Annotated in this window: 20 protein-coding genes; 16 read left to right on the top strand and 4 right to left on the bottom strand. The window is 64.8% G+C overall.

All coding sequences use genetic code 11. The features are described from left to right. The first annotated feature begins 93 nt into the window (after nucleotides 1–93). The 3 genes from JQ616_RS18760 (at nucleotide 94) to htpG (ending at nucleotide 3892) form a co-directional block, all read left to right on the top strand. The gene (locus JQ616_RS18760) at nucleotides 94–1074 is read left to right on the top strand and encodes an AraC family transcriptional regulator (protein WP_249136985.1); all 981 of its coding nucleotides are present in this window, start codon (nucleotides 94–96) and stop codon (nucleotides 1072–1074) included. A gap of 60 nt (nucleotides 1075–1134) precedes the next feature. Then, nucleotides 1135–1941, top strand: a complete 807-nt coding sequence (locus JQ616_RS18765; protein WP_212016761.1) for an MBL fold metallo-hydrolase — start codon at nucleotides 1135–1137, stop codon at nucleotides 1939–1941. A gap of 85 nt (nucleotides 1942–2026) precedes the next feature. After that, a complete protein-coding gene (gene htpG / locus JQ616_RS18770; RefSeq protein ID WP_212016763.1) occupies nucleotides 2027–3892 on the top strand; it encodes a molecular chaperone HtpG in 1866 nt (621 codons plus the stop codon). Nucleotides 3893–3942: 50 nt separating this feature from the next. Here htpG and JQ616_RS18775 read toward each other — a convergent pair whose 3' ends face one another. Then, a complete protein-coding gene (locus JQ616_RS18775) occupies nucleotides 3943–4608 on the bottom strand; it encodes a DUF2278 family protein (RefSeq protein ID WP_212016765.1) in 666 nt (221 codons plus the stop codon). Between the two features lie 246 nt (nucleotides 4609–4854). Between JQ616_RS18775 and zigA the strand changes: the two genes are divergently transcribed. Both zigA and JQ616_RS18785 read left to right on the top strand, forming a co-directional pair. Next, complete coding sequence (zigA, locus tag JQ616_RS18780) at nucleotides 4855–6060, top strand: zinc metallochaperone GTPase ZigA (protein ID WP_212016769.1); 1206 nt, start codon at nucleotides 4855–4857, stop codon at nucleotides 6058–6060. Nucleotides 6061–6211: 151 nt separating this feature from the next. Then, nucleotides 6212–7360 (top strand): DUF3095 domain-containing protein, encoded by a 1149-nt coding sequence (locus JQ616_RS18785; RefSeq protein WP_212016771.1) that lies wholly within the window; start codon nucleotides 6212–6214, stop codon nucleotides 7358–7360. A gap of 86 nt (nucleotides 7361–7446) precedes the next feature. On the opposite strand, the gene JQ616_RS18790 is transcribed toward JQ616_RS18785, so the two are convergent. From JQ616_RS18790 to JQ616_RS18800, 3 genes are all read right to left on the bottom strand, one after another. Beyond that, nucleotides 7447–7890: a DUF2147 domain-containing protein gene (locus JQ616_RS18790; RefSeq protein ID WP_212016774.1), complete on the bottom strand. Its 444-nt coding sequence runs from the start codon at nucleotides 7888–7890 to the stop codon at nucleotides 7447–7449. Nucleotides 7891–8040: 150 nt separating this feature from the next. After that, nucleotides 8041–9426 carry an MATE family efflux transporter gene (locus JQ616_RS18795; RefSeq protein WP_212016776.1) on the bottom strand — a complete coding sequence of 462 codons (1386 nt, stop codon included), beginning with the start codon at nucleotides 9424–9426 and terminating at the stop codon, nucleotides 8041–8043. A 137-nt stretch (nucleotides 9427–9563) separates the two neighbouring features. Further along, nucleotides 9564–10094, bottom strand: coding sequence for a GNAT family N-acetyltransferase (locus JQ616_RS18800; protein ID WP_212016778.1), 531 nt, complete (start codon nucleotides 10092–10094; stop codon nucleotides 9564–9566). A gap of 150 nt (nucleotides 10095–10244) precedes the next feature. Between JQ616_RS18800 and JQ616_RS18805 the strand changes: the two genes are divergently transcribed. From JQ616_RS18805 to tilS, 11 genes are all read left to right on the top strand, one after another. After that, complete coding sequence (locus JQ616_RS18805) at nucleotides 10245–10844, top strand: superoxide dismutase (protein ID WP_163152911.1); 600 nt, start codon at nucleotides 10245–10247, stop codon at nucleotides 10842–10844. Between the two features lie 244 nt (nucleotides 10845–11088). Then, the gene (crcB, locus tag JQ616_RS18810) at nucleotides 11089–11475 is read left to right on the top strand and encodes a fluoride efflux transporter CrcB (RefSeq protein WP_212016780.1); all 387 of its coding nucleotides are present in this window, start codon (nucleotides 11089–11091) and stop codon (nucleotides 11473–11475) included. A 505-nt stretch (nucleotides 11476–11980) separates the two neighbouring features. Continuing rightward, complete coding sequence (gene tolQ / locus JQ616_RS18815; protein ID WP_016846954.1) at nucleotides 11981–12694, top strand: protein TolQ; 714 nt, start codon at nucleotides 11981–11983, stop codon at nucleotides 12692–12694. Nucleotides 12695–12727: 33 nt separating this feature from the next. Beyond that, nucleotides 12728–13195 carry a biopolymer transporter ExbD gene (locus JQ616_RS18820; protein WP_028340645.1) on the top strand — a complete coding sequence of 156 codons (468 nt, stop codon included), beginning with the start codon at nucleotides 12728–12730 and terminating at the stop codon, nucleotides 13193–13195. A gap of 36 nt (nucleotides 13196–13231) precedes the next feature. Continuing rightward, the gene (locus JQ616_RS18825) at nucleotides 13232–14164 is read left to right on the top strand and encodes a protein TolA (protein ID WP_212016782.1); all 933 of its coding nucleotides are present in this window, start codon (nucleotides 13232–13234) and stop codon (nucleotides 14162–14164) included. Between the two features lie 72 nt (nucleotides 14165–14236). Continuing rightward, entirely contained in the window at nucleotides 14237–15571 is a 1335-nt protein-coding gene (tolB, locus tag JQ616_RS18830) for a Tol-Pal system beta propeller repeat protein TolB (protein ID WP_212016784.1), read from the top strand. A 184-nt stretch (nucleotides 15572–15755) separates the two neighbouring features. Beyond that, nucleotides 15756–18080: an EAL domain-containing protein gene (locus tag JQ616_RS18835; RefSeq protein WP_212016786.1), complete on the top strand. Its 2325-nt coding sequence runs from the start codon at nucleotides 15756–15758 to the stop codon at nucleotides 18078–18080. A gap of 176 nt (nucleotides 18081–18256) precedes the next feature. Next, nucleotides 18257–18991 (top strand): N-acyl amino acid synthase FeeM domain-containing protein, encoded by a 735-nt coding sequence (locus JQ616_RS18840; RefSeq protein WP_212016788.1) that lies wholly within the window; start codon nucleotides 18257–18259, stop codon nucleotides 18989–18991. A 271-nt stretch (nucleotides 18992–19262) separates the two neighbouring features. Next, complete coding sequence (gene pal / locus JQ616_RS18845; protein WP_212016790.1) at nucleotides 19263–19745, top strand: peptidoglycan-associated lipoprotein Pal; 483 nt, start codon at nucleotides 19263–19265, stop codon at nucleotides 19743–19745. Nucleotides 19746–19999: 254 nt separating this feature from the next. Then, a complete protein-coding gene (gene ybgF / locus JQ616_RS18850) occupies nucleotides 20000–21034 on the top strand; it encodes a tol-pal system protein YbgF (RefSeq protein ID WP_212016792.1) in 1035 nt (344 codons plus the stop codon). A gap of 51 nt (nucleotides 21035–21085) precedes the next feature. Continuing rightward, a complete protein-coding gene (gene tilS / locus JQ616_RS18855) occupies nucleotides 21086–22120 on the top strand; it encodes a tRNA lysidine(34) synthetase TilS (protein WP_212016794.1) in 1035 nt (344 codons plus the stop codon). Nucleotides 22121–22138 lie beyond the last annotated feature (18 nt).

Raw genomic sequence — 22138 nt, forward strand, 5'->3', positions numbered from 1 at the left:
CAAGCGTAGGGACAGGAACGACATGCGCACGCCGGGCAGCAAACGATCGATCGGGTCAGCGTTCTGATCGATCGGGCGTTCGGAGCACGGATCATGTCCGAGACACAGGTGCCCAACCGGTTCTCGATCTTCCACCACGGGCTGGCGAAGGGGCCGGCCTATGAGGCCTGGCGCGAGGGCATCTGCCGCGGCTTCTGCCGGCTCGATGTCGGGCCGACCGACGACAACCGGATTGATTGCCACAATGAATTCACGCTGCTGCACACGGTCGCGATCGCGACGCCGCGCGGCGGCTCGGCCCGCTTTGCGCGGACCCGCGCGCTGCTTGACGACGGCTGCGACGATCTGGTGCTGATCTTCGCGACCCGCGGCACGGTGCAGGTCACACAAGGCAGCAAGACGATCGAGATCAGGCGCGGCCAGATGTGCCTCACCGAAATGAATATCGTCGGCACCGCCGACCTCACCCAGTCCGGCAGTTTTACGACGACGCGGTTTCCGCGGCGCCTCCTGCTCCAGGTCGCGCCATCAGCGGAGACGCAGCTGGCGCGAACGCTCGGGCGCGATATGGCCCTGAGCGCGATGATCGAACGTTATTCCGCGCTCTGTACCGAACTTGCCGGCGACCTCGACATGCCGGGCCAGCGGGCAGCGGCGCATCATCTCGCCGATCTGGTCGGACTCGTGCTCGGCAGCAGTGCCGAGACGAAGGAGCTGGCGGCGCGGGATGGCATCGCGAAGGCGCGGCTCGATCTGATGAAAGCCGATGTCCTGAAGAACCTCGACAATGGCAAGCTCACGATCGAGGCCGTCGCACAGGCTAATGCGCTGAGCACGCGGCAGGCCCAACGGCTGTTCGCATCCGAAGGCACCACGTTCTCGGAATTCGTCCTGGAGCAGCGCCTGCTGCTGGCGCGCCGGCTGCTGCTGCACGGGCAGGGTGCCGGCCGCAAGATCAGCGACATCGCCTATACGGTCGGCTTCAACGATTTGTCCTATTTCCACCGCGCGTTCCGCCGGAAGTTCGGCGTTGCTCCGGCGGAGATGCAGACGGAACTGGGGCGGCAGCATTGAACGCGTCTCGCCGCTGACGTAGATCAGGGGACCGGCTTCATCCCAACGCATGTGGTCTCCATGCCCCTCTGGACCTGCGAACAATGCGGCGCGCAATTTCCTGAAACCGCAGCGCCGCCGCCGTCCTGCCCGATCTGCGAGGACGAGCGGCAATATGTGAACTGGAAAGGTCAGGCCTGGCTGACGCGCGAGGACCTCGCGCAGCGGCACAAACTGGTCTGCCGCGACGATCTGGGCCTCGTTGGACTGGCGCTCGAGCCGTCTTTTGCGATCGGGCAGCGCGCGCTGCTGGTGCCGGATCGCGGCGGCTGTGTGATGTGGGACTGCGTGCCGCTCGCCACGCCGGAGGCGATCGCGCATGTCCGGTCGCTCGGCGGGCTGAAGGCGATCGCGATCTCGCATCCGCATTATTATGGCGCGGTCGCCGACTGGAGCGCAGCGTTCGACAACGCGCCTATCTACCTGCACGGCGACGACGCGCAATGGGTGACGCGGCCCTATCGGTCGATCGTGCCGTGGCAGGGCGACAGCCATCGCATCTCCGATGACATCCTGCTGCTGCGCGGCGGCGGACATTTCGCCGGCGCCACCATGCTGCATTGGCGCAAGGGCGCCGACGGGCGCGGTGCGCTGTTGACCGGCGATATCGCGATGGTCGCGATGGATCGGCGCTCGGTCAGCTTCATGTATTCCTATCCGAACTACATCCCGCTCAATGCATCGGCGGTCCGCCGCATCGCGCGGGCGGTCGAACCGCTGGCGTATGATCGGATCTACGGCGCCTGGTGGAGCAAGAACATCGCCGCCGACGCCAAGGCGGCGTTCGACCGTTCGGTCGAGCGCTATATTGCGGCCATCTCGGGCTGACGGTTCCCCGCGCTTGGCTTGCCAGCCGGCGTGTTCGCGCTATATCAGGGCTTTCCCGCCACCTGAGGTTTGTCCGAGTTTCCGCATGACCAGCACTGCTGCCGCCGAATCCCAGCCGTTCCAGGCCGAGGTTGCCGAATTGCTGCACCTGATGGTGCATTCGGTCTATTCCGAGACCGATATCTTCCTGCGCGAATTGATCTCGAACGCGTCGGACGCCTGCGACAAGCTGCGCTACGAGGCGATCGCCAATCCCGGCCTGATCACCGACGGCACGCCGCCGGAGATCAGGATCGTGCCGAACAAGGCAGCCAACACGCTCTCCGTGGTCGATACCGGCATCGGCATGGAACGGGCGGAGCTGATCGACAATCTCGGCACCATCGCCCGCTCCGGCACCAAATCGTTCCTGTCGAAGCTGACGGAAGCCAAGGACGGCGCCAACCTGATCGGCCAGTTCGGCGTCGGCTTCTATGCCGCCTTCATGGTCGCCGAGAAGATCGTCGTCACCAGCCGCCGCGCCGGCAGCGATGAAGTCTGGGTGTGGTCGTCGGAAGGCGGCAGCGGTTTCGAGATCGCCCGCGCGAGCGAGGAGGCCGCGAGCCGCGTCGCGCGCGGCACCGAGATCGTGCTGCATCTGAAAAAGGACGCCGCCAAATATCTCGAGACTTACGAGATCGAGCGCATCGTCCGCGAATATTCCGACAACATCCAGTTTCCGATCCTGCTGGTGCCGGAGGAGGGCGAGCCGCGCCAGATCAACTCGGCGAGCGCACTGTGGCAGCGCTCGAAATCCGAGCTGACGCCGGAGGACTATTCGCAGGCCTACAAGCAGATCGCGGGCGCGTTCGACGAGCCGGCGATGACGCTGCATTATCGCGCCGAGGGCCGGCAATCCTATGCCGTGCTGCTGTTCGCGCCGTCGCAAAAGCCGTTCGACCTGTTCCAGGTCGAGCGCAAGGGCAAGGTCAAGCTCTATGTCCGCCGCGTCTTCATCGCCGACGACGCCGAGCTGCTGCCCGCGTACTTGCGCTTCATCCGCGGCGTGATCGACAGCGAGGACCTGCCGCTCAACATCTCGCGCGAGATGCTGCAGAACAATCCGCAGCTGGCGCAAATCCGTAAAGCGGTTACCAGCCGCGTCGTGAGCGAGCTGGAGACGCTCGGCGAGAAGGAGCCGGAGACTTTTGCAAAGATCTGGGACGCGTTCGGCCCGGTGATCAAGGAAGGCCTGTGGGAGGATTTCGAGCGCCGCGAGAAGCTGCTGGCGCTGGCGCGCTTCACCACGACGTCGGGCGAGAACCGCTCGCTGAAGCAGATTGTCGACGACTTCAAGCCGAACCAGACCGAGATCTATTATCTGGTCGGCGACAGCGTCGAGCGGCTGAAGTCGAATCCGAAGCTGGAATCGGCCCGCGCCCGCGGCATCGAGGTGCTGCTCCTGACCGATCCGGTCGATGCGTTCTGGACCTCGGCGCCAATCGATTTCGGCGGCAAGCCGCTGAAGTCGCTGAGCCAGGGCGATATCGATTTCGGCCTGATCCCGCTCGTCGACGACAAGGCGGATGAGAAAAAGGACCAGCCCGAGGCCGATGCCGCGACCACGATCGCCGTGATCAAGGATGCGCTCGGCGAGCGCGTCTCCGATGTCCGCGCCTCGCAGCGGCTGACCGCGAGCGCATCGTGCCTCGTCGCCGGCGGCGACGCGCGCGACCGCGCGCTGGAGCGGCTGCTGGCCCAGCAGAATCGCGGCGAGATCACCAAGCCGGTGCTGGAGATCAACCTGCGCCATCCGCTGGTCGCGGCGCTCGCGACCGACACCGCGCAAGCCAAGGATCTGTCGCTGCTGCTGTTCGAGCAGGCGCAGATCCTCGACGGCGAGATGCCCGACGACCCCGCCGCTTTCGCTGGCCGTATGAACCAGCTCGTGCTGCGCGGCCTGGCAAGATAGCCGTGATGGCCGGCGTCAGCGCCGGCCATGCCGCCCGGCTCGTATGCTGCTCAGCTGATCGTGGCGGCGCCGGGTTGCGGATTGCCGAGCTCGTCGGTCGGCACCAGCTGCTGATTGAAGGCGGCGAAATACGCCGCCCATTCCGGCTCGCCGAGATCGACCATCACGGCGCCGTCCTGCCAGATATCGTTATGGTCGTTGGAATCATCGCCCGGGCGATGGATGAAGCCCTTGGTCGAGCCCTGGTTGAGATGGACGTCGTGCAGGCCGTCGCCCTGCTCGTAGAAGCGGCCGAAGATGTAGACGTCGCGACCCTCCTGATGCGCGCGCGACAACAGCCGCGCCAGTGACGCCGCCGGCTCGACATCCTCGGAGCTGTCCATCACGTCGCTGTCGCGCCACTTGCCGGTGTTGGCGAGCAAGTCGCTGCGCATGAAATCCAGCGCCGGCAGCGCCTTCTGTCCGGTCAGCTCGCGCGAGCCGGCGTCTGCCGCCGCCAGCGTCTGGATCACCGGATGGCGGAAATCAAACACCAGCTTGTATTTCAGCAGATCGTCCGCGTCGTTGGTGCCGACATTGATCGCGACATCCCATTGGCCGCCGTCGACATCGAGATTGCAGTGCAGGTGATACTGCGTCTCGTGCCCGTGGTGGGATCCCTTCATTTTGGGTTCGGAGGTGATCTTGGTCTTCACGAATCCGTAGACGAGGGTCACGGTGCGGTCCTTTCGGTTCGGGCGGGTGTCTCGTCCAAACTACAACCTTGGATAAGACAGGCGCGTGAAGCAGGACACAATCGCCGACCTGTTTTGCGTCACCGCCGTACGGCAGGCGCTGGCTTCGTCCGGCGCACGTGACGGCTTGACAAGCGCTGCGGCTATTGATGTTATGTTATAACATTACACAAAACGAATGCCGTATGCCCCGCCGCCGTCCATCCCTCCAGCAACTGTTTGATCTCGATGCAAAAACTCCCCGTCACCATCTTGTCCGGCTTCCTCGGGGCTGGAAAGACCACTTTGCTGAACCACGTCCTGAACAACCGCCACGGCCTGAAGGTTGCGGTGATTGTGAACGACATGAGCGAGGTGAACATCGACGCCGACCTCGTGCGCGATGGCGGTGCGAACCTGTCCCGGACTGACGAGAAGCTGGTCGAGATGAGCAATGGCTGCATCTGCTGCACCCTGCGCGACGATCTGTTGAAAGAGGTGCGTGCGCTCGCCGAGAGCGGCCGGTTCGATTATCTGCTGATCGAATCGACAGGGATTTCCGAGCCGTTGCCGGTCGCCGCAACGTTCGAGTTTCGCGATGAAGACGGAGAGAGCCTGTCCGATGTCGCGCGGCTCGACACCATGGTCACGGTGGTCGACGCCGCCAATCTGTTGAAGGACTACGCCTCGACCGATTTTCTCAGCCAGCGCGGCGAGGCGCTCGATGGCGACAAGCGCACGCTGGTCGATCTCCTGGTCGAGCAGATCGAGTTCGCCGACGTCGTCGTGCTCAATAAGGTCGATGCCGCGACGCCTGCGCAGCGCGAAGCTGCCCGCACCATCGTGCGCGCGCTCAATCCCGACGCCGACCTCGCCGAGGCGAATTTCGCAAAAGTGCCGTTCGACCGCGTGCTGGATACCGGTCGCTTCGCCTATGAGCGCGCGCAGCAGCATCCGCTCTGGCACAAGGAGCTGTACGGCTTTGCCGAGCACGTGCCGGAGACCGAGGAATACGGCGTCACGAGCTTCGTCTATCGTGCGCGGCGTCCGTTCGATCCGGTGCGTTTCCACGGCTTCCTGCGCGAGAGCTGGGGCGGCGTGATCCGCGCCAAGGGTCATTTCTGGATCGCAACGCGCCCGGATTGGTGCGGTGAGCTGAGCCAGGCCGGCGCCATCGTCCGCACCGAAGGCCTCGGCTCCTGGTGGGCGGCGATCCCGCGCGAGCGCTGGCCGGATCATGCGGACTGGCGGCTGATGATGCAGCGAAGCTGGAACGATCTCTATGGCGACCGCCGGCAGGAGCTGGTCTTCATCAGCTCCGCCATGAACGAGGACGACATTCGCCGCCGTCTCGACGCCTGCCTCGTCACCGGCAAGCCGGGCATGGACCCGCAGGCCTGGGCCGGATTGCGCGATCCGTTTCCGCCGTGGCGACGGGCAGGCGAGGCGGCGTGAGGTGGCAGCCGTAGCTTGCCATCACCGTCATCCCCGCGAAGGCGAAGCCTTTGCGCGGGGGTGACGATGAAATGAGTGAGGAAAACCCGATCTCAAACTGCCGCGTATCTGCTAGAGAATCCCTGAGCAGGGCGGAAACGGCGGCGTTGCGATGGCTGGCGGCAGCGAGATCTTCTACGGCGGCATTCCGGTGTTTCGCGGCTTCGCGCGCCTGATGGATCCGGCGCTGTATGCGCCGCTGCCCGATGACTGGACGGTCGGCGTCGCCGATATCGTGGAGTCGACCAAGGCGATCGCGGCCCAGCGCTACAAGGCGGTCAACATGGCCGGCGCCGCGGTGGTCGCCTCGGTCACCAATGCACTGGACGGCCGCGAATTTCCCTTCGTGTTCGGCGGCGATGGCGCAAGCTTCGCGGTTTCCCCCGCCGATCTCGACAAGGCCCGCGAGGCGCTGGCTGCGACCGCACGCTGGGTGCGTGACGACCTCGATCTGGTGCTGCGGGTGGCGCTGATGCCGGTGGCTGCAATCCGCGCCGCGGGCGCCGACGTCCGAGTCGCGCGCTTCGGGCCGTCGGCCAATCTCTCCTACGCGATGTTCTCCGGCGGTGGTCTGGCTTACGCCGATGCCGCGATGAAGCGCGGCGAGTTCGCGGTCGAGCCGGCGCCGCCGGGCACGCAGCCGGATCTGTCGGGCCTGTCCTGCCGCTTCGAGGTGATGCCGTCGGCGCGCGGCGTCATCCTGTCGGTGCTGGTGCTGCCGGCGAAGGACGCCGATCCCGCAGCCTTCCGCAAGGTGATCGAGGACATCGTCGTCCGCATCGAGAAGAGCCCCGATGCCGGCCGGCCGGTGCCGCCGGGCGGCCCGCCGTTGCGCTGGCCGCCGCAGGGGATGGAGTACGAGGCGCGTGCACGACGCGGCGGCTCGCTCGCGTTGCGCCGTGCCACGGTGCTCGCGTTCACGCTGTGGACCTATACGCTGATGCGGTTCAATATCCCGGTGGGCAAGTTCGTGCCGAAGAACTATCTGCGACAGCTGGTCGAGAATTCCGACTTCCGCAAGTTCGACGACGGCCTACGCATGATCCTGGATTGCACGCCGGAGCTCGCTGCCGAGCTCGAGCAGCGCCTCGCCGCCGCCGCTGCGCAGGGCGTCGCGCGCTACGGCCTGCATGAGCAGGATGCCGCGATGATGACCTGCTTCACCCCGTCGGCGATGCGCGCCGACCACGTCCACTTCATCGACGGCGCAAGCGGCGGCTACGCTTCGGCAGCCACGGTGTTGAAGACGCGCGCAGCGTAAATTCGATCAAGCGGCAAACGCGATGCGCCTCCCCCGCAAGCGGGAGAGGGGACGCAGTCCATTTGCCGTCAGAGTTCAGTGAGGGATTACTTCCCGACCCGCGTCCAGGTCTCGCCGCCGCACAGCGCGCCGACGCAGCCTTCGACGCGCAGTGTGCTCTCGCCGGTCACCGAGATGCTGCTCGCATAGGTGCCGCCGTCGTCGGCATTGTAGATCTGGCCCGACCATTTGCCCGCGGCCGCCGGCTGCATGCCGGAGAACAGCGGCAGTCCGATGATCGGCCGGTTGGCCAGCGACGGATTGGGATTCTTGTTGTCGACTTGCGGCTTGCCGGTCATCGGATCGATCGGATCGCGCAGGCTCACCACCACGCCGCAGATGCTGCCGCCGCATTTGCTGATCTTGACTCGGGCGTCGCCCGCCTGGGTCTGCCAGACGCCGAAAGGCTCGGGCGCGCTTTGTGCCTGCGCGGCAGGCACGGCGAGTGCCGTCGCGATGATTGCGATCACGAATCCGAATTTGCAGGCCATGGCTGTTCCCCAAAAGGTCGGCCTGCATAACAAGTCGAAAGATTTCTGCAATGTCATATTCGCGCGATCAGGCGCGCGTCACCCGGAAAAATTTTGTTGCTGTTGTCCTGGATGGCCATGCTCAGGCAATGCTCGGCTGCGCTGCGATCGTTAGCCCCAGCGGGTCAGCCGGATCGATATGATGGTGGCGAGGCCGAACGCCACCATCGCAGCCCCGACCAGCGCAAACAACGTCCAGGCCGGCGCGCTCACGGTAGCAAGCCACCAGCCGCCGATACCGACCAGCAGCAGGCGGATGGTCCCGGCCAGCACCGGTCCACCGACCTTGGCGGCGCCTTGCGAGGAGAAATACAGGCAAACGCCGACGCCGAAGAAGCCGAACGCCGGGCCCGCCAGCGCGAAATAAGACGAGGCGGCCGCGGTCACGCCGGGATCGGTGGTGAACAGCGCAATCCACAGCGTCGGTTTCAGTGCGACAACAAGTCCGACTAATCCGACCACAAGGCCGGCGACCGTGCCCGCAGTCCACGCCACCTTGCGAGCCCGCGTCACCAGTCCGGCGCCGATCGCCATGCCGACCATCGGCACCGAGGCGACGCCGACCGCGAACGCGATCGGGATCAGCAGGAATTCCAGCCGCGAGCCCATGCCGTAGCCGGCCAGCGTCTCGGTGCCGAAGCCTGCGAGGATCTTAGTGAAGATCAGGATGGTCAGCACGCTCTGCAAAGGCGACAGGCAGGAGATCGCGCCCACTTTCAGGATGTCGAGGAACATCGCGCGCTGGAAGCTGAACGCGGCGAAATCGAGCTTCAGCCGACTGCGGCCGGAGGCGAGATACCAGGTGAGGAAGATCGCGCCGCATGTGAAGGCCGTGAGCTGGCCCGCGGCGACGCCGCGCATGCCAAGGCTCGGCATACCGAACAGCCCGAGACCGAGCACGCCGCCGACCGCGATCTGGATCAGCGATACGGTGATCAGCGTCATCGAGGGAATCCGCATGTCGCCGGTGCCGCGTACGACGGAGGCCAGCGTGTTGACCAGCCAGATCGAGGTCGCGCCGGAGAACAGCACCTGCGAATAGTGCATCGATTGTTCGAGCACGCCGCCACGGCCGCCGAGCAGCGCATAGAAGTTGCGGCCGAAGCCCAGCATCATCACGGTGAAGAACAATCCGGCGCACGCCCCGATGATCGCCGCATGCAGCGCCAGATCGGCGGCGCGGTCGCGGTCGCCGGCGCCGAGCGCGCGGCTGATCGCCGACGAGACGCCGCCGCCCATCGCGCCGGCCGACATCATCTGGGTCAGCATCGCGAACGGAAACACCAGCGCAATGCCGGCCAGCGGCTCGGTGCCGAGCCGACCGATATAGGAGGTCTCCGCGACTGCAACCAGCGTCGAGCCGAACATGGCGATGGTGTTGGGGAGGGCGAGCTTCAGCAACGTCGGGAGGATCGGCGCGGTGAGCAAATGATCGACCGGCACCGCGGGCGTGGCTGCCGCGGGGCTGATGTCGTCGATCGAGGCATCAATGCTCATGCGTCGCGGCTCACTTCGCAATCGGGAGAGGGGGCGCACTGCAATTCGACGCCAGTAAACCGGGCTCGTAATCAATAAATGATGATCAACATGTTATGGGTTTGAGCTGGTCCTCGCCACCCGCGCTTGCGCAGGGGTCACCACGGCAGGCCGCATAGGTCGATCTTGCCCTGACGCGGTGCGCGGACGATGTCGTTGACGAACGGCGCCATCGCCTCGAAGCGGATTGGCCCGGAGGGCTGTTCGCACATGACTTCGCCGGTGAAGGGATGCCAGCCGCGCGCCTGGTAGAATGCGAAATTGTGCGGCTCGCAGAATAAGATTGCAAATTTCACCGCATCATTAGCACGCATCGTGTGCACGGCGGCGTCGAGCGCGAGTGAGGCGTAGCCGCGCCCCCGGCAATCCTCGCGGGTCGAGACCCCGCCGATGCCACCGACATGCACCTTGTGGCCATTCCAGGTGATGGTCCGGAAGTAGATACCGACATGGCAGGCCAGCCCGCTGTCATCGGGCGCGTCGAGCAGCACGCGCAAATCCGCGTGAGCCCATTTGATATCGGCCCAGTCCTTGTTCTGCATGACCTCCGGGCTCCAGACCGCCCGAAGCAGCGGCTCGGCGCGCTGCCATGACGCATCTCCGTTGAGAATGTCGATTTCGATGCTCATCGTCGCCGTCCTGGGTGTCGCCTTGGGTCTGCTTTGGGCTGTGCCGATCTGTCATACACGATCTGAAAATGCGGTGTTTCTCCGCCGTGGAACCTTCTATAAGGGGGGCCCGTTAAGTGTAGTCTCCCACCCTCTGTTGGACATTACCCCATGACCTTCACGCTACCCGATCTGCCCTACGCCCACGACGCCCTTGCGCCCTACATGTCCAAGGAAACGCTGGAGTTTCACCACGACAAGCATCACCAGGCCTACGTCACCAACGGCAACAACGCGATCAAGGGGACCGAATTCGAAGGCAAGTCCCTCGAGGAGATCGTGAAGGGCTCGTTCGGCAAGAACGCGGCCGTCTTCAACAATGCCGGCCAGCACTACAACCACATCCACTTCTGGAAGTGGATGAAGCCGAATGGCGGTGGCAGCAAGCTGCCCGGCCGGCTGGAAAAGAAGATCAACGAGGACCTCGGCGGCTTCGAGAAGTTCAAGGCCGACTTCGCCGCCGCCGGCGTTGGCCAGTTCGGCTCCGGCTGGGCCTGGCTGCAGGTCAAGGGCGGCAAGCTCGAGATCGCCAAGACCCCGAACGGCGAGAACCCGCTGGTCCACGGCGCGGTGCCGATCCTCGGCGTCGACGTCTGGGAGCACTCCTACTACATCGACTACCGCAACCGCCGTCCGGACTATCTGAAGGCGTTCGTCGACAGCCTCGTCAACTGGGACTATGTCGACGAGCTGTTCGGCAAGGCCGGCTGAGCGTCCTGATCGCAGTTCACGAACGGCCCTTCGCCCTCCGCTGGAGAGGGAGGGTCGACGCGAATGAAATGAGCGGCGGGGTGGGGTGACGGTCTATCCGCGCGTGAGACAGTCCGTGCTGAGAGATCACCCCACCCCGTTTCGCGCTCCGCTTCGCTTCATGCGAACCGACCCTCCCCCTCCAGGGGAGGGTGTATCTTGAGCAGCGCGTCTCGAGCATCTCCACACACCAACGGGGGCATTGGTGGGTAACGCGGCAAGCTATCTCCTCGTCTTCTTCGGCGGCGGTCTCGGCGCGACGCTGCGCCACCTGATCAATGTCACCTGCGCGCGCTGCATCGGCACCGCATTTCCTTATGGCACCTTCATCATCAACATCACGGGCTCGACCGTGATGGGCCTGATCGCCGGCTATCTCGCCTTCAAGGGCGAGGCCTCGCAGCCGTGGCGGCTGTTCCTGATGACCGGCATCCTCGGCGGCTACACCACCTTCTCCGCGTTCTCGCTCGACGCCGCGCTGCTCTATGAGCGCGGTGAGCTTGGGCTGGCGGCGCTGTATGTCGCGGGCTCGGTGGCGCTGTCGATCGCGGGATTGTTTGCCGGGCTCGCGATCATCAGGCATTTGACCTGAATCGTCATTCCGGGGCTCGCCAAGGGGTCCGCGCAACATAATCGGTGTCGTCCCGGCGAAGGCCGGGACCCATAACCACCGCTGCAAATGGTTGCGCGGTGCTGGAACGACGAGTCCCGTCGGCAACATCCGCCGCGGCGTATGGGTCCCGGCCTTCGCCAGGACGACATCGGTGGGGGCGGCGCCTACCCTCATGCGCTGGGAAATCCGTTCATTTCCGGAACCCGCCAACCGGCTCCGCCGGCGGCATTTCCGGCCTTCAAATTTCCCTTTGGTAACCTCGCCTTAACCATGATTAGCGTTTGGTTAGGGTCGGAATGACGCGTGAAAAGCCCTCGTTTTGACATGTTGGCAGGGGAAGCAGGGCCCGGCTTTGGACGGGCCCCCCATGCGACACATGTAAGAGGCTCTCGCGCAGTTTTGCCGCGCCGGGCGCGCGGCCGTGGAAGGGGTGCCGATTGGCGGCCCGCCGAATTGGGACACTTGCGTTGAGAGGATATTGCCGATGAATCCCGCCGACGTGGCGCAGTCAACTCTGCCACTGGCATCGAGCGATGTGTCGCTCATCGCATTGTTTTGGCAGGCCCATTGGGTCGTCAAATGCGTGATGCTGGGACTTCTGTCCTGCTCGGTCTGGGTCTGGGCAATCGCGATCGACAAGATCCTGCTCTATGCCCGTACCAAGCGGGCGATGGACAAGTTCGAGCAGGCCTTCTGGTCCGGCCAGTCGATCGAGGAGCTCTACCGGGCGCTCTCGGCCAAGCCGACCCAATCGATGGCGGCCTGTTTCGTGGCGGCGATGCGGGAGTGGAAGCGCTCCTTCGAGAGCCAATCGAGGTCCTTTGCCGGCCTGCAGGCGAGAATCGAGAAGGTCATGAACGTCTCGATCGCCCGGGAGGTGGAGCGGCTGGAACGGCGGCTCCTGGTGCTGGCGACCGTCGGCTCGGCCGGGCCCTTTGTCGGCCTGTTCGGCACGGTCTGGGGCATCATGTCGAGCTTCCAGTCGATCGCGGCCTCAAAAAACACCTCTTTGGCGGTGGTGGCGCCCGGCATCGCGGAAGCGCTGTTTGCCACCGCTATCGGCCTGATTGCCGCAATTCCGGCGACTATTTTCTACAATAAGTTCACCTCGGAGGTGAACCGGCAGGCCGCCCGCCTGGAGGGGTTCGCCGACGAGTTCTCCGCCATCCTGTCGCGTCAGATCGACGAGAGGGGCTGAGATAATGATGGTCACTTTGGCGAGTGTGCGATCATGGCGATGAGCATGGCAGGGTCCGGAGGTGGTGGCAGACGCCGCCGCGGACGCAAGCCGGTCATGGCCGAGATCAACGTCACGCCGATGGTCGACGTGATGCTGGTGCTGTTGATCATCTTCATGGTCGCGGCGCCGCTGATGACGTCGAACATCGACATCGATCTGCCGGTCGCGAGCGGCGGCAAGTCGATCTCGTCGAACCAGCCGCCGCTGACATTGTCGGTCAAGCGCACCGGCGGCGGCTGCAACTCGAATGTCGAGCTCTATCTGGGTGATGCGCCGGTCACGGCGGCCGATTTTCCGGCCAAGATCAAGGCGATCGGAGATGCCCGGTCGGATGCCGAAAAAGTGGTCTATCTGCGTGGCGACAAGGACGTCTGCTACACGGATATGATGAAATTGCTCGGCGAGGTCCGGGCCGCGGGATTCAAGGCGAATATCGTCATCATCCCGGAGGGTGGCTAACAACCATGTGCGGCAAGCGGCACGGGGAAGCCTGATTTGAAGGTCAAGGTCGACAAGACTCTGGCGGCATCGATTGTCCTGCACGTCCTCGTGATCGGGTGGGGCCTCGTGTCGTTTTCGACCAGGGCCTACGTGATGCCCGAAGAGGATACGGTCGCGGTCGACGTGATCGACGCCAATCAGCTCTCCAAAGCCATGGCCGGCCAGAAGGACGGCAAGAAGGAAAATCCCAAGCCTCTGGTCGAGAAGGTTGCCGAAGCCAAGCCGATGGATGATGCCGTCGGCAAGATCGACGACAAGAAGCCGCCGGTCGTGACCGATACCGCGCCGGCTCCGACGCCGAAGGTGGAGAAGCCGGAAGACAAGAAGCCGGATCCGCCGAAGAAGGTCGAGAACAAGCCGAAGGAAGAGCCGAAGCCGGTCGAGAAGAAGCCCGATCCGGTGAAGCCCGACCCGATCGCGGAAGCGATCAAGAAGGAAGAGAAGAAGCCGCCGCCGAAGCCGGTTCAGCAGGCCGCCAAGCCGCCGCCGGAGCAGAAGCCAAAGGATCGCGTGTTCGACCAGAGCAAGATCGCAGCACTGCTCGACAAGCGTGACCCGACGCGAGCGTCGATGACTGGTGATGCGCTGAACGCCAACGCCGCGCTCGGCACGGCAAAGGGCAAGGCCGCCGACAACTCCGCGACCTGGGGCGCGATGTTCAAGCAGCAGGTCGAGCGTTGCTGGAAGAAGCCCTATGGCGGCATCGAGGCGCAGCAAACCGAGGCCGTTTTCGAGATCAAGCTGAACCGCGAGGGCAAGCTCGAAGCGCCGCCGGTGCCGGAAGGCTCGCCCGGAACGCCCTATTTGCGCGTCTATCAAGAGAGCGCGCTGCGGGCGATTATCGAATGCCAGCCGTATAGACTGCCGCCGGCCTTCTTCGACGAATGGAAGTATTTCGCGCCGGTGTTCACAGAACGGAAGACCTGAGGGCGACCGCGTCGCTTGGCCAATAGCAAACAAAGTCTACGGACAATGACCGACAACAACGATTTGCGTGCAATGATGTTTCGCCTCGACCGCCGACAGATGATCTCCGGAATTGCGGCCCTCGGTGCGCTTGCGGGAACCCGGAGCGCTTTCGGGCAGGCTGGCCCGAAGCGAATTCAGATTCCGGAAGGCGAGTTTGCGCCGGTGCCGATCGCGATCCCGAATTTTGCGGCGGGTACGCCCGGCGATGCCGAAGTCGGCGTCGGCGTCACGCAGGTGATCACCAACAATCTGAAGCGCAGCGGCTTGTTCGCGCCGATCGACCAGGCCGCCTATCTCGAGAAGCAGATCAATATCGATGCGCCGCCGAACCTGAACAACTGGAAGAGCATCAACGCACAGGCGCTGGTGACCGGCCGCATGACGCGCCAGGGCAATGGGCGCGTGAAGGCGGAGTTCCGGCTCTGGGACGTCAACACCGGCCAGCAGCTTGCGGGCCAGCAGTACGACACCTCGGCCGAATACTGGCGCCGTATCGCGCACATCATTTCCGACCAGATCTACGAACGCATGACCGGCGAGAAGGGCTATTTCGATACCCGCGTCGTGTTCGTCGACGAGAGTGGCTCGGCGGATCGCCGCGTCAAGCGGCTCGCGCTGATGGACCAGGACGGCGCCAATGTGCGCTATCTGACCCGCGGCTCGGATCTCGTGCTGACGCCGCGCTTCTCGCCGTCGACCCAGGAAATCACCTATATGGAGTTCGGGCAGGGCGACCCGCGCGTCTACCTGCTCAACATCGAGACCGGCCAGCGTGAGATCGTCGGCAACTTCCCCGGCATGTCGTTCTCGCCGCGCTTCTCGCCCGATGGCCAGCGGGTCATCATGAGCCTGCAGCAGGGCGGCAACTCCAATTTGTTCGTGATGGATCTGCGCTCGAAGTCGATGACGCGGCTGACCGACACGCCGGCGATCGACACCTCGCCGTCCTACGCGCCCGACGGCACGCGGCTCTGCTTCGAATCCGATCGCGGCGGCAAGCCGCAGATCTATGTGATGCCGGCAACCGGCGGCGCGGCGCAGCGCATCTCGTTCGGCGACGGCACCTATTCGACGCCGGTGTGGTCGCCGCGCGGCGACTACATCGCGTTTACGAAGCAGGGCGGCGGGCAGTTCGCGATCGGTATCATGAAGCCGGACGGCTCCGGCGAGCGCATCCTGACCTCGGGCTTCCACAATGAAGGCCCGACCTTTGCGCCGAACGGACGCGTCGTGATGTTCTTCCGCGATCCCGGCGGCAACAGCGGCCCGTCGCTGTTCACCATCGACGTCTCCGGGCGCAACGAGCTGCGGGTGCCGACCCCGGGTTTTGCCTCCGACCCGGCCTGGTCGCCGCTGTTGTCGTGAGCCATGCAGGGCTGACCCCGGGGAACCCTGGGGTCGACCGGCAGTTCTTACCTAGCGCATTGTTTCTTATTGTGAATCTCGGTAGCCGATTGGCTTCGGCAACGACTCGCTAACGATGTTCCCTCAGAAAGACTTCACCTGCCATCAGTAAGAGTGCGAGCTGAAAAGGACGCGCGCTCTCACAATGCAGTTTGCAAGTCAGACGGGAGAACCGGACCAGTCGATGTCGCCGACGATCTCCGCGGCGCTGGTCGATTCCCTGTTCATGAACCCCGCGCCCATGATCTTCGGCGCCTTCGGCCCCGCCATTGCGGGCGCCGTGATTGCGTTCGTCACCGGCAATCTGTTGTCCTGGCTGTGCGTGCCGCTTTTCATCGTGGTGGGCCTGGCGCGCGCGTGGCAGATGTACCGCTACCAGCAGCGCAATTCCCGGCTCACCGTCGAAGAGTCCGAGGCCTGGGAGAAGCGCTACCGGATCGGCAGCCTCGCCTACGGCATTGCGCTCGGCCTGTGGGGCGCAGCCGTCCTGGTCACGACCAACGATGCCGCGGCCCATATGCTCTGCGTGACCACGGTGGTCGCCTATACCTCGGCGGGGGTCGGGCGCACCTTCGGCCGGCCGCAGATCTTTCATCTGCATCTGTTGATGTCGATCGGTCCCCTGATCGCCGGGCTGATGTATGTCGGCGGTCCCTATCACATCGCGCTTGCGCTGCTCAGCCTGGTGTTCTTCAGCGCCATCCGCCACCTCACCACGAGCCTGCAGCGCATCTACGTCAATGCCTGGATCGCCAAGGAGCGCGAGGCGGCGCTGGCGGGCCAGTTCGATACCGCGCTCAACAACATGCCGCACGGCCTGTGCATGTTCTCCGCCGATGGTCGCCTTGCGGTGATGAACCACCGCTTCATCGAGATGATGGAGCTGTCGGAGGATTTCGTGCAGCGCGGCGCCAGCGCGACCGACATCTGCAATGCCTGCGTGCTGTCCGGCGCAATCTCGGCCGCTGCCGCGCAGCAGATCCTCTTCGAGATCGAGAGTTCGCAGCGCGGCGACATCGTCACCAGCGACCCCGATCCGGCGCAGAACCGTTCGCTCGACTGGACGTTCCAGCCGATGGCCGGGGGCGGCACGGTCGTGCTGGTCGAGGACATCACCGAGCGCAAGGACGCCGAGGCCCGGATCAGCCATCTCGCGCGCTACGACGAACTCACCGCGCTGCCCAACCGCGTCAATTTCCGCGACGAGATCGGTCGGCTGCTCGCCATGCAGCACGGCGAGCATCGTTCCGCGCTGCTGTTCGTCGATCTCGATCAGTTCAAGCAGGTCAACGATACGCTCGGCCATCCCTGTGGCGACCAGCTGCTCTGCGCGGTCGCGGAGCGGCTGCGCGAGATGCTGCGGCCGGAGGATTTCGTGGCGCGGTTCGGCGGCGACGAGTTCGTCGTGTTCCAGCAGAACATCCATTCGCATGAGGACGCCGCGGCGCTGGCGCGGCGCATCGTCGACCGGCTCAGCGAGCGCTACAAGATCGACAACCATCTGGTCGAGATCGGCGCCAGCGTCGGCATCGCGATGACGGCGCCCGGGGTCGGCGCCGACACGCTGTTGAAGAACGCCGACATGGCGCTCTACCGCGCCAAGGCCGACGGCCGCGGCACCTTCTGCTTCTTCCGCGACGAGATGGCGCAAACCGTCGAGGCCCGCCGCATCCTCGAGCTCGACCTGCGCAAGGCGCTGGCCAACGAGGAATTCGAGCTGTTCTACCAGCCGCTGATCAACCTGAAGTCCGGCAAGGTCTCGACCTGCGAGGCGCTGCTGCGCTGGAATCACCCGGCGCGCGGCACGGTCTCGCCGGTCGACATCATTCCGGTCGCCGAGGACATGGGCCTGATCGTCGATCTCGGCCGCTGGATTCTGCGCAAGGCCTGCATGGAATGCATGAAGTGGCCCGAGGCGGTCAGCGTCGCGGTCAACTTCTCGCCGCAGCAGTTCCATCAGCGCGACGTGCTGAGCGAGGTTCGCTATGCGCTCGAGGTCTCCGGCCTGCCGGCGCACCGTCTCGAGATCGAGATCACCGAATCCTCGCTGCTGCACAACACCGAGCTGACCCACGACGTGCTGTCGCAGCTGCGCTCGCTCGGCGTGCGGATCTCGCTGGATGATTTCGGCACTGGCTACTCGTCGCTCAGCTACCTGCACAATTTCCCGCTGCAGAAGGTCAAGATCGACCGCTCCTTCCTCGAAGGCATCGACAGCGATCGCCCGTTGACCCTGCTGCGCGGGGTGGCGCGGCTGTCGGCGGATCTCGGCATGTCGGTCGTGGTCGAGGGCATCGAGACAAACGAGCAGCTCGAGCTGATCAGCGCCGACGGCGCGGTGACCGAAGCACAGGGATACCTGTTCAGCCGGCCGGTTCCCGCGGTCCGCATCCGCCAGCTGCTCAATGCCTCGCACGGCCGTCGGACCGACGAGCAGCTGCACGTGGTTCCATCGCGCTCGATCGCGTGAGCTGACGTACCGAACCCCTCAATCGATAGTTGTAGGAACCTCCGACTGCACGATTCGAAATGCACCCTTGCGGTCAGTGGTTAACTGTATTGCCTCGATTGCTTTGACGAAAATTAAGAAGCTGTTAATCTTTTGGCACGCGCGTTGAAGTTGTTGGGTTGTTAGGGGAGTACTGCATGAGGTCCGCGGCCGAAGCCATCAAGCCCGCGACAGGAAGGCTTGCGGACCCTCTCGACCAAGTCGACTACCGTCTCGCTCAGACCCCGGAACAGAAGGACGAGATCTACCGGCTGCGCTACCGCGCCTATCTGCGCGAAGGCGCGATCCGGCCCTCGGCGGACGAGCGTGTCGTCGATGCGTTCGATGATGCACCCAATGCCTGGGTGTTCGGGGTCTATCTGCACGGCGAGCTCTGCAGCTCGATCCGCATCACCGTAGCGACACCGGAGTGGCGCTCCTCGCCGACGCTCGACGTGTTCGGCGACGTGCTGCTGCCGAAGCTCGATCAGGGTCTCGTCTTCATCGATTCGACGCGCTTCGTGGCGGATCCCGAAAAGGCGCGGAACAATCCGGAACTGCCCTATGTCACGGTGCGGCTCGGCTCGACCGCGGGCGTGCATTTCAATGCCGATTACGGCCTGGCGCCGGTCCGGCCGGAGCACATGGCGTTCTATCGGCGCGTGTTCCTGCACGAGACCTGGTCGGAGCCGCGGCTTTATCCCGGGCTCGTCAAGCCGGTCGGCTTGATGGCGTCGCATCTGCCGACGGTGCGGGAACGCGTGCTGGCCCGCTATCCGTTCCTGCGCTCGAGTGCCTTCGAGCGGCGGATGTTGTTCGATCGGGAGGGCCAGCTGCAGCCCGACGGTATTGTCCGGCCGTTCGAGCGTGCCTCGATCGTGCCGAATCCCTGAGAAAACCGGCGTTCTGATCGAACTGACGCCGATCGACTGTTGCGCACAGGCCAAATTGTCCTGCAAAAGCGACCGGTTCCCGCGAACCTTGCCTTCCTTTCACCGTCGCGCCACATTTGCCACCCATTAACCATCGGGGGCGCTTTTCGCCATTGCCTGGCATTTGATCGGGTCGAGCAAGGTCTCGTCAAGGTTGACGGAACGTTCGCTTAACCATCGCCCTGTAGACCCAATGGACAGTATGAAGAGCGTGAGCGTGGAGGCTCCGGGAATGAAATATCTCCAGGGTATGAAGCTGGTTGCGGTTCTGGCGGTGGCGCTGTCGATGGGTGCCTGCGCCAACAAGAACCCGTTGGACGCCAATGGCGCGATCGGGGGAGCCGCGGCCCCGGGCAGCCAGCAGGATTTCGTGGTCAATGTCGGCGACCGCGTGTTCTTCGAGAGCGATCAGACCGATCTCAGCCCGCAGGCGACGGCGACCCTCGACAAGCAGGCGCAGTGGCTGCAGACCTACAACCGCTATTCCTTCACTATCGAAGGTCATGCCGACGAGCGCGGCACGCGCGAATACAACATCGCGCTCGGTGCTCGCCGTGCCCAGTCGGTTCGCGCTTACCTCGCCTCGCGCGGCATCGATCCGAGCCGCATGCGCACCATCTCCTACGGCAAGGAGCGCCCGGTTGCGGTCTGTAACGACATCTCCTGCTGGTCGCAGAACCGCCGCGCGGTCACCGTGCTGAACGCCAGCTCCTGACGCGTTCGCTGGATCAATTTTCCCAAGCCGGCGCCTTCGGGCGCCGGTTTTGTTTTGGGCCGCGCGAAAGCCGGGCACGCCGCTGTGATCAAGATGAACGAAGCTGCGCGCAATTGGCCGCTTGCTTGTTCCACCGTCCGTACTAAACCGGTATCCGCGACGCTGCGGCGGATTTGAACTGCCAGTCACAATTCCGGCGTACTCCGTCCCTCAATGTCGCTCGCTTTTCACGTCGATCTCGTCGTCAGGGCAAAATGTCATCCAGGCTTCATTTCCTTTCTTCCGCCGCGGCGATCGCGGCGCTGTTCGCCGTTTCCGCACCGGTGTTTGCCCAGTCCGACGATTCCGATGCAGAGATGCGGATCGAGCGGCTCGAAAATCAGCTGCGGCAGCTGACCGGCCAAAACGAGGAGCTGCAGTACCGCAACCGCCAACTCGAGGAGCGGCTGCGCCAGCTTGGCGGCCAGCCGCCCGGCGCTCCCGGACAGGCTCCGGCAGGCCAACCCAATGTCGCGGCCGTGCCGCCGGCGCAGCAGCCGCAGACCTACCCGCAAGCTCAGCCCGGCTATGGCCAGCCGCAGCAAGGCGGACAGCCACAGCAGGGATATGGCCGGCAGCCGCAGGGCGGCTATGAGCAGCAGCAGATCGCTGCACCCGCGCCGATCGTGCAGGAGCCGGCGGGGGCGCCCGGCCGCCGCGGTCGCGGCGACGCCTTCGACCCGAACCAGAACCCGAATGCCCCGGGCGCGCCGCGTGCCCTTGGTGGCGGCCAGATGCCGATGTCCGGCGATGCGGCGGTCGGTGCGCCCGGCGGCCGCGGCGCGGGCGAGCCGCTCGAACTCGGCAACACCAGCCCGCAGCGCGCGCCCGGCGCGAGCGCGACGCTGACCACATTGCCGCCGTCGGCGACGTCGAAGGACGAGTTCGACCTCGGCATCGGCTACATGCAGCGCAAGGACTATGCGCTCGCCGAAGAGACCATGAAGAACTTCGCCCAGAAATATCCGAGCGATCCCCTGGTCGCGGACTCGCAATACTGGCTCGGCGAAAGCTATTTCCAGCGCCAGCAATATCGCGACGCGGCGGAAACCTTCCTCGGTGTGACCACCAAATTCGACAAGTCCGCGAAGGCGCCCGACGCGCTGCTGCGGCTCGGCCAGTCGCTGGCGGCGCTGAAGGAAAAGGAAGCCGCCTGCGCGGCGTTCGGCGAGATCGCGCGGAAATACCCGCGCGCTTCCGGCGGGGTCAAAGCCGCGGTTGACCGCGAGCAGAAGCGCGTGAAGTGCTAAACCAGCAAGGGAAGGCTGCTTCCGGCCTTTCCGCGACATGCTGGTCTTGCAATGCCTGACGACCAAACCGCCATCCCGGCAAGGGACGCCAAGCGCCTGTTCGCAGGCCTCGCGTCCGCGCCGGCGATCGTGCTTGCCGTGTCCGGCGGTCCCGATTCAGTCGCGCTGATGTGGCTCGTCGCGCGCTGGCGCCGCGCGCTGGCGCGAGGACCACGTCTGGTGGCGGTCACCGTCGATCACGGTCTGCGTCCGGAAGCGGCGCGCGAGGCGCGCGACGTCAAGCGGCTGGCACGCAGTCTCGATCTGCCGCATCACACGTTGCGCTGGAACGGATCCAAACCGAGGACCGGCGTGCCGGCCGCCGCACGCGAGGCGCGCTATCGTCTGCTGACGCATGCCGCGCGCAAGCACGGCGCCACGCACATCCTGACCGCGCACACCCGTGATGACCAGGCCGAGACGCTGTTGATGCGGATGCTGCGTGGCAGCGGCGTCGCGGGCCTTTCGGCGATGGCGCGCGAGACCGAGCGCGACGGCGTTTTGCTGGCGCGGCCGCTGCTCGATATCTCCAAGGCGCAACTGATCGCAACGCTGAAGAAGGCGCGGATCGGCTTTGCCGACGATCCGACCAATCGCGACGTTTCCTTCACGCGGCCGCGGTTGCGCGCACTGATGCCGCTGCTGGCGGAGGAGGGCGGCGACGCACGGAACCTGGCACGGCTTGCGGCGCGGATCGCGCGCGCCAACGCCGCGCTGGAGGTGCTGGTCGACGGCGCCGAGCGCTATCTTGCGTTGAAAAGCGAGGATAGGTCTGGCGCCGGTTTCGACGCTGCACTGTTCGCGGTGATGCCCGATGAAATCCGGCTCCGCCTGCTGAAGCGCGCCATCGATCGCACCGGACATGAGGGGCCGGCCGAACTCGGCAAGGTCGAAACCCTGCTCGCGGCCGTCGATGAGGCCTTGAACGGGGCTGCGGGACGCCGCGAATCCAGGCTGAAACAGACCCTTGCCGGAGCGGTCATCAGCGTCGCCTCCGGCCGCATCAGGATCGGTCCGGCGCCGCCCCGCCGGGGGCGTTCCGGCTGAGCCGGGTTCGATTGCTTC

Origin of the sequence: Bradyrhizobium tropiciagri (genome assembly GCF_018130545.1) — a bacterium.
Taxonomy (GTDB): Bacteria; Pseudomonadota; Alphaproteobacteria; order Rhizobiales; family Xanthobacteraceae; genus Bradyrhizobium; species Bradyrhizobium tropiciagri_A.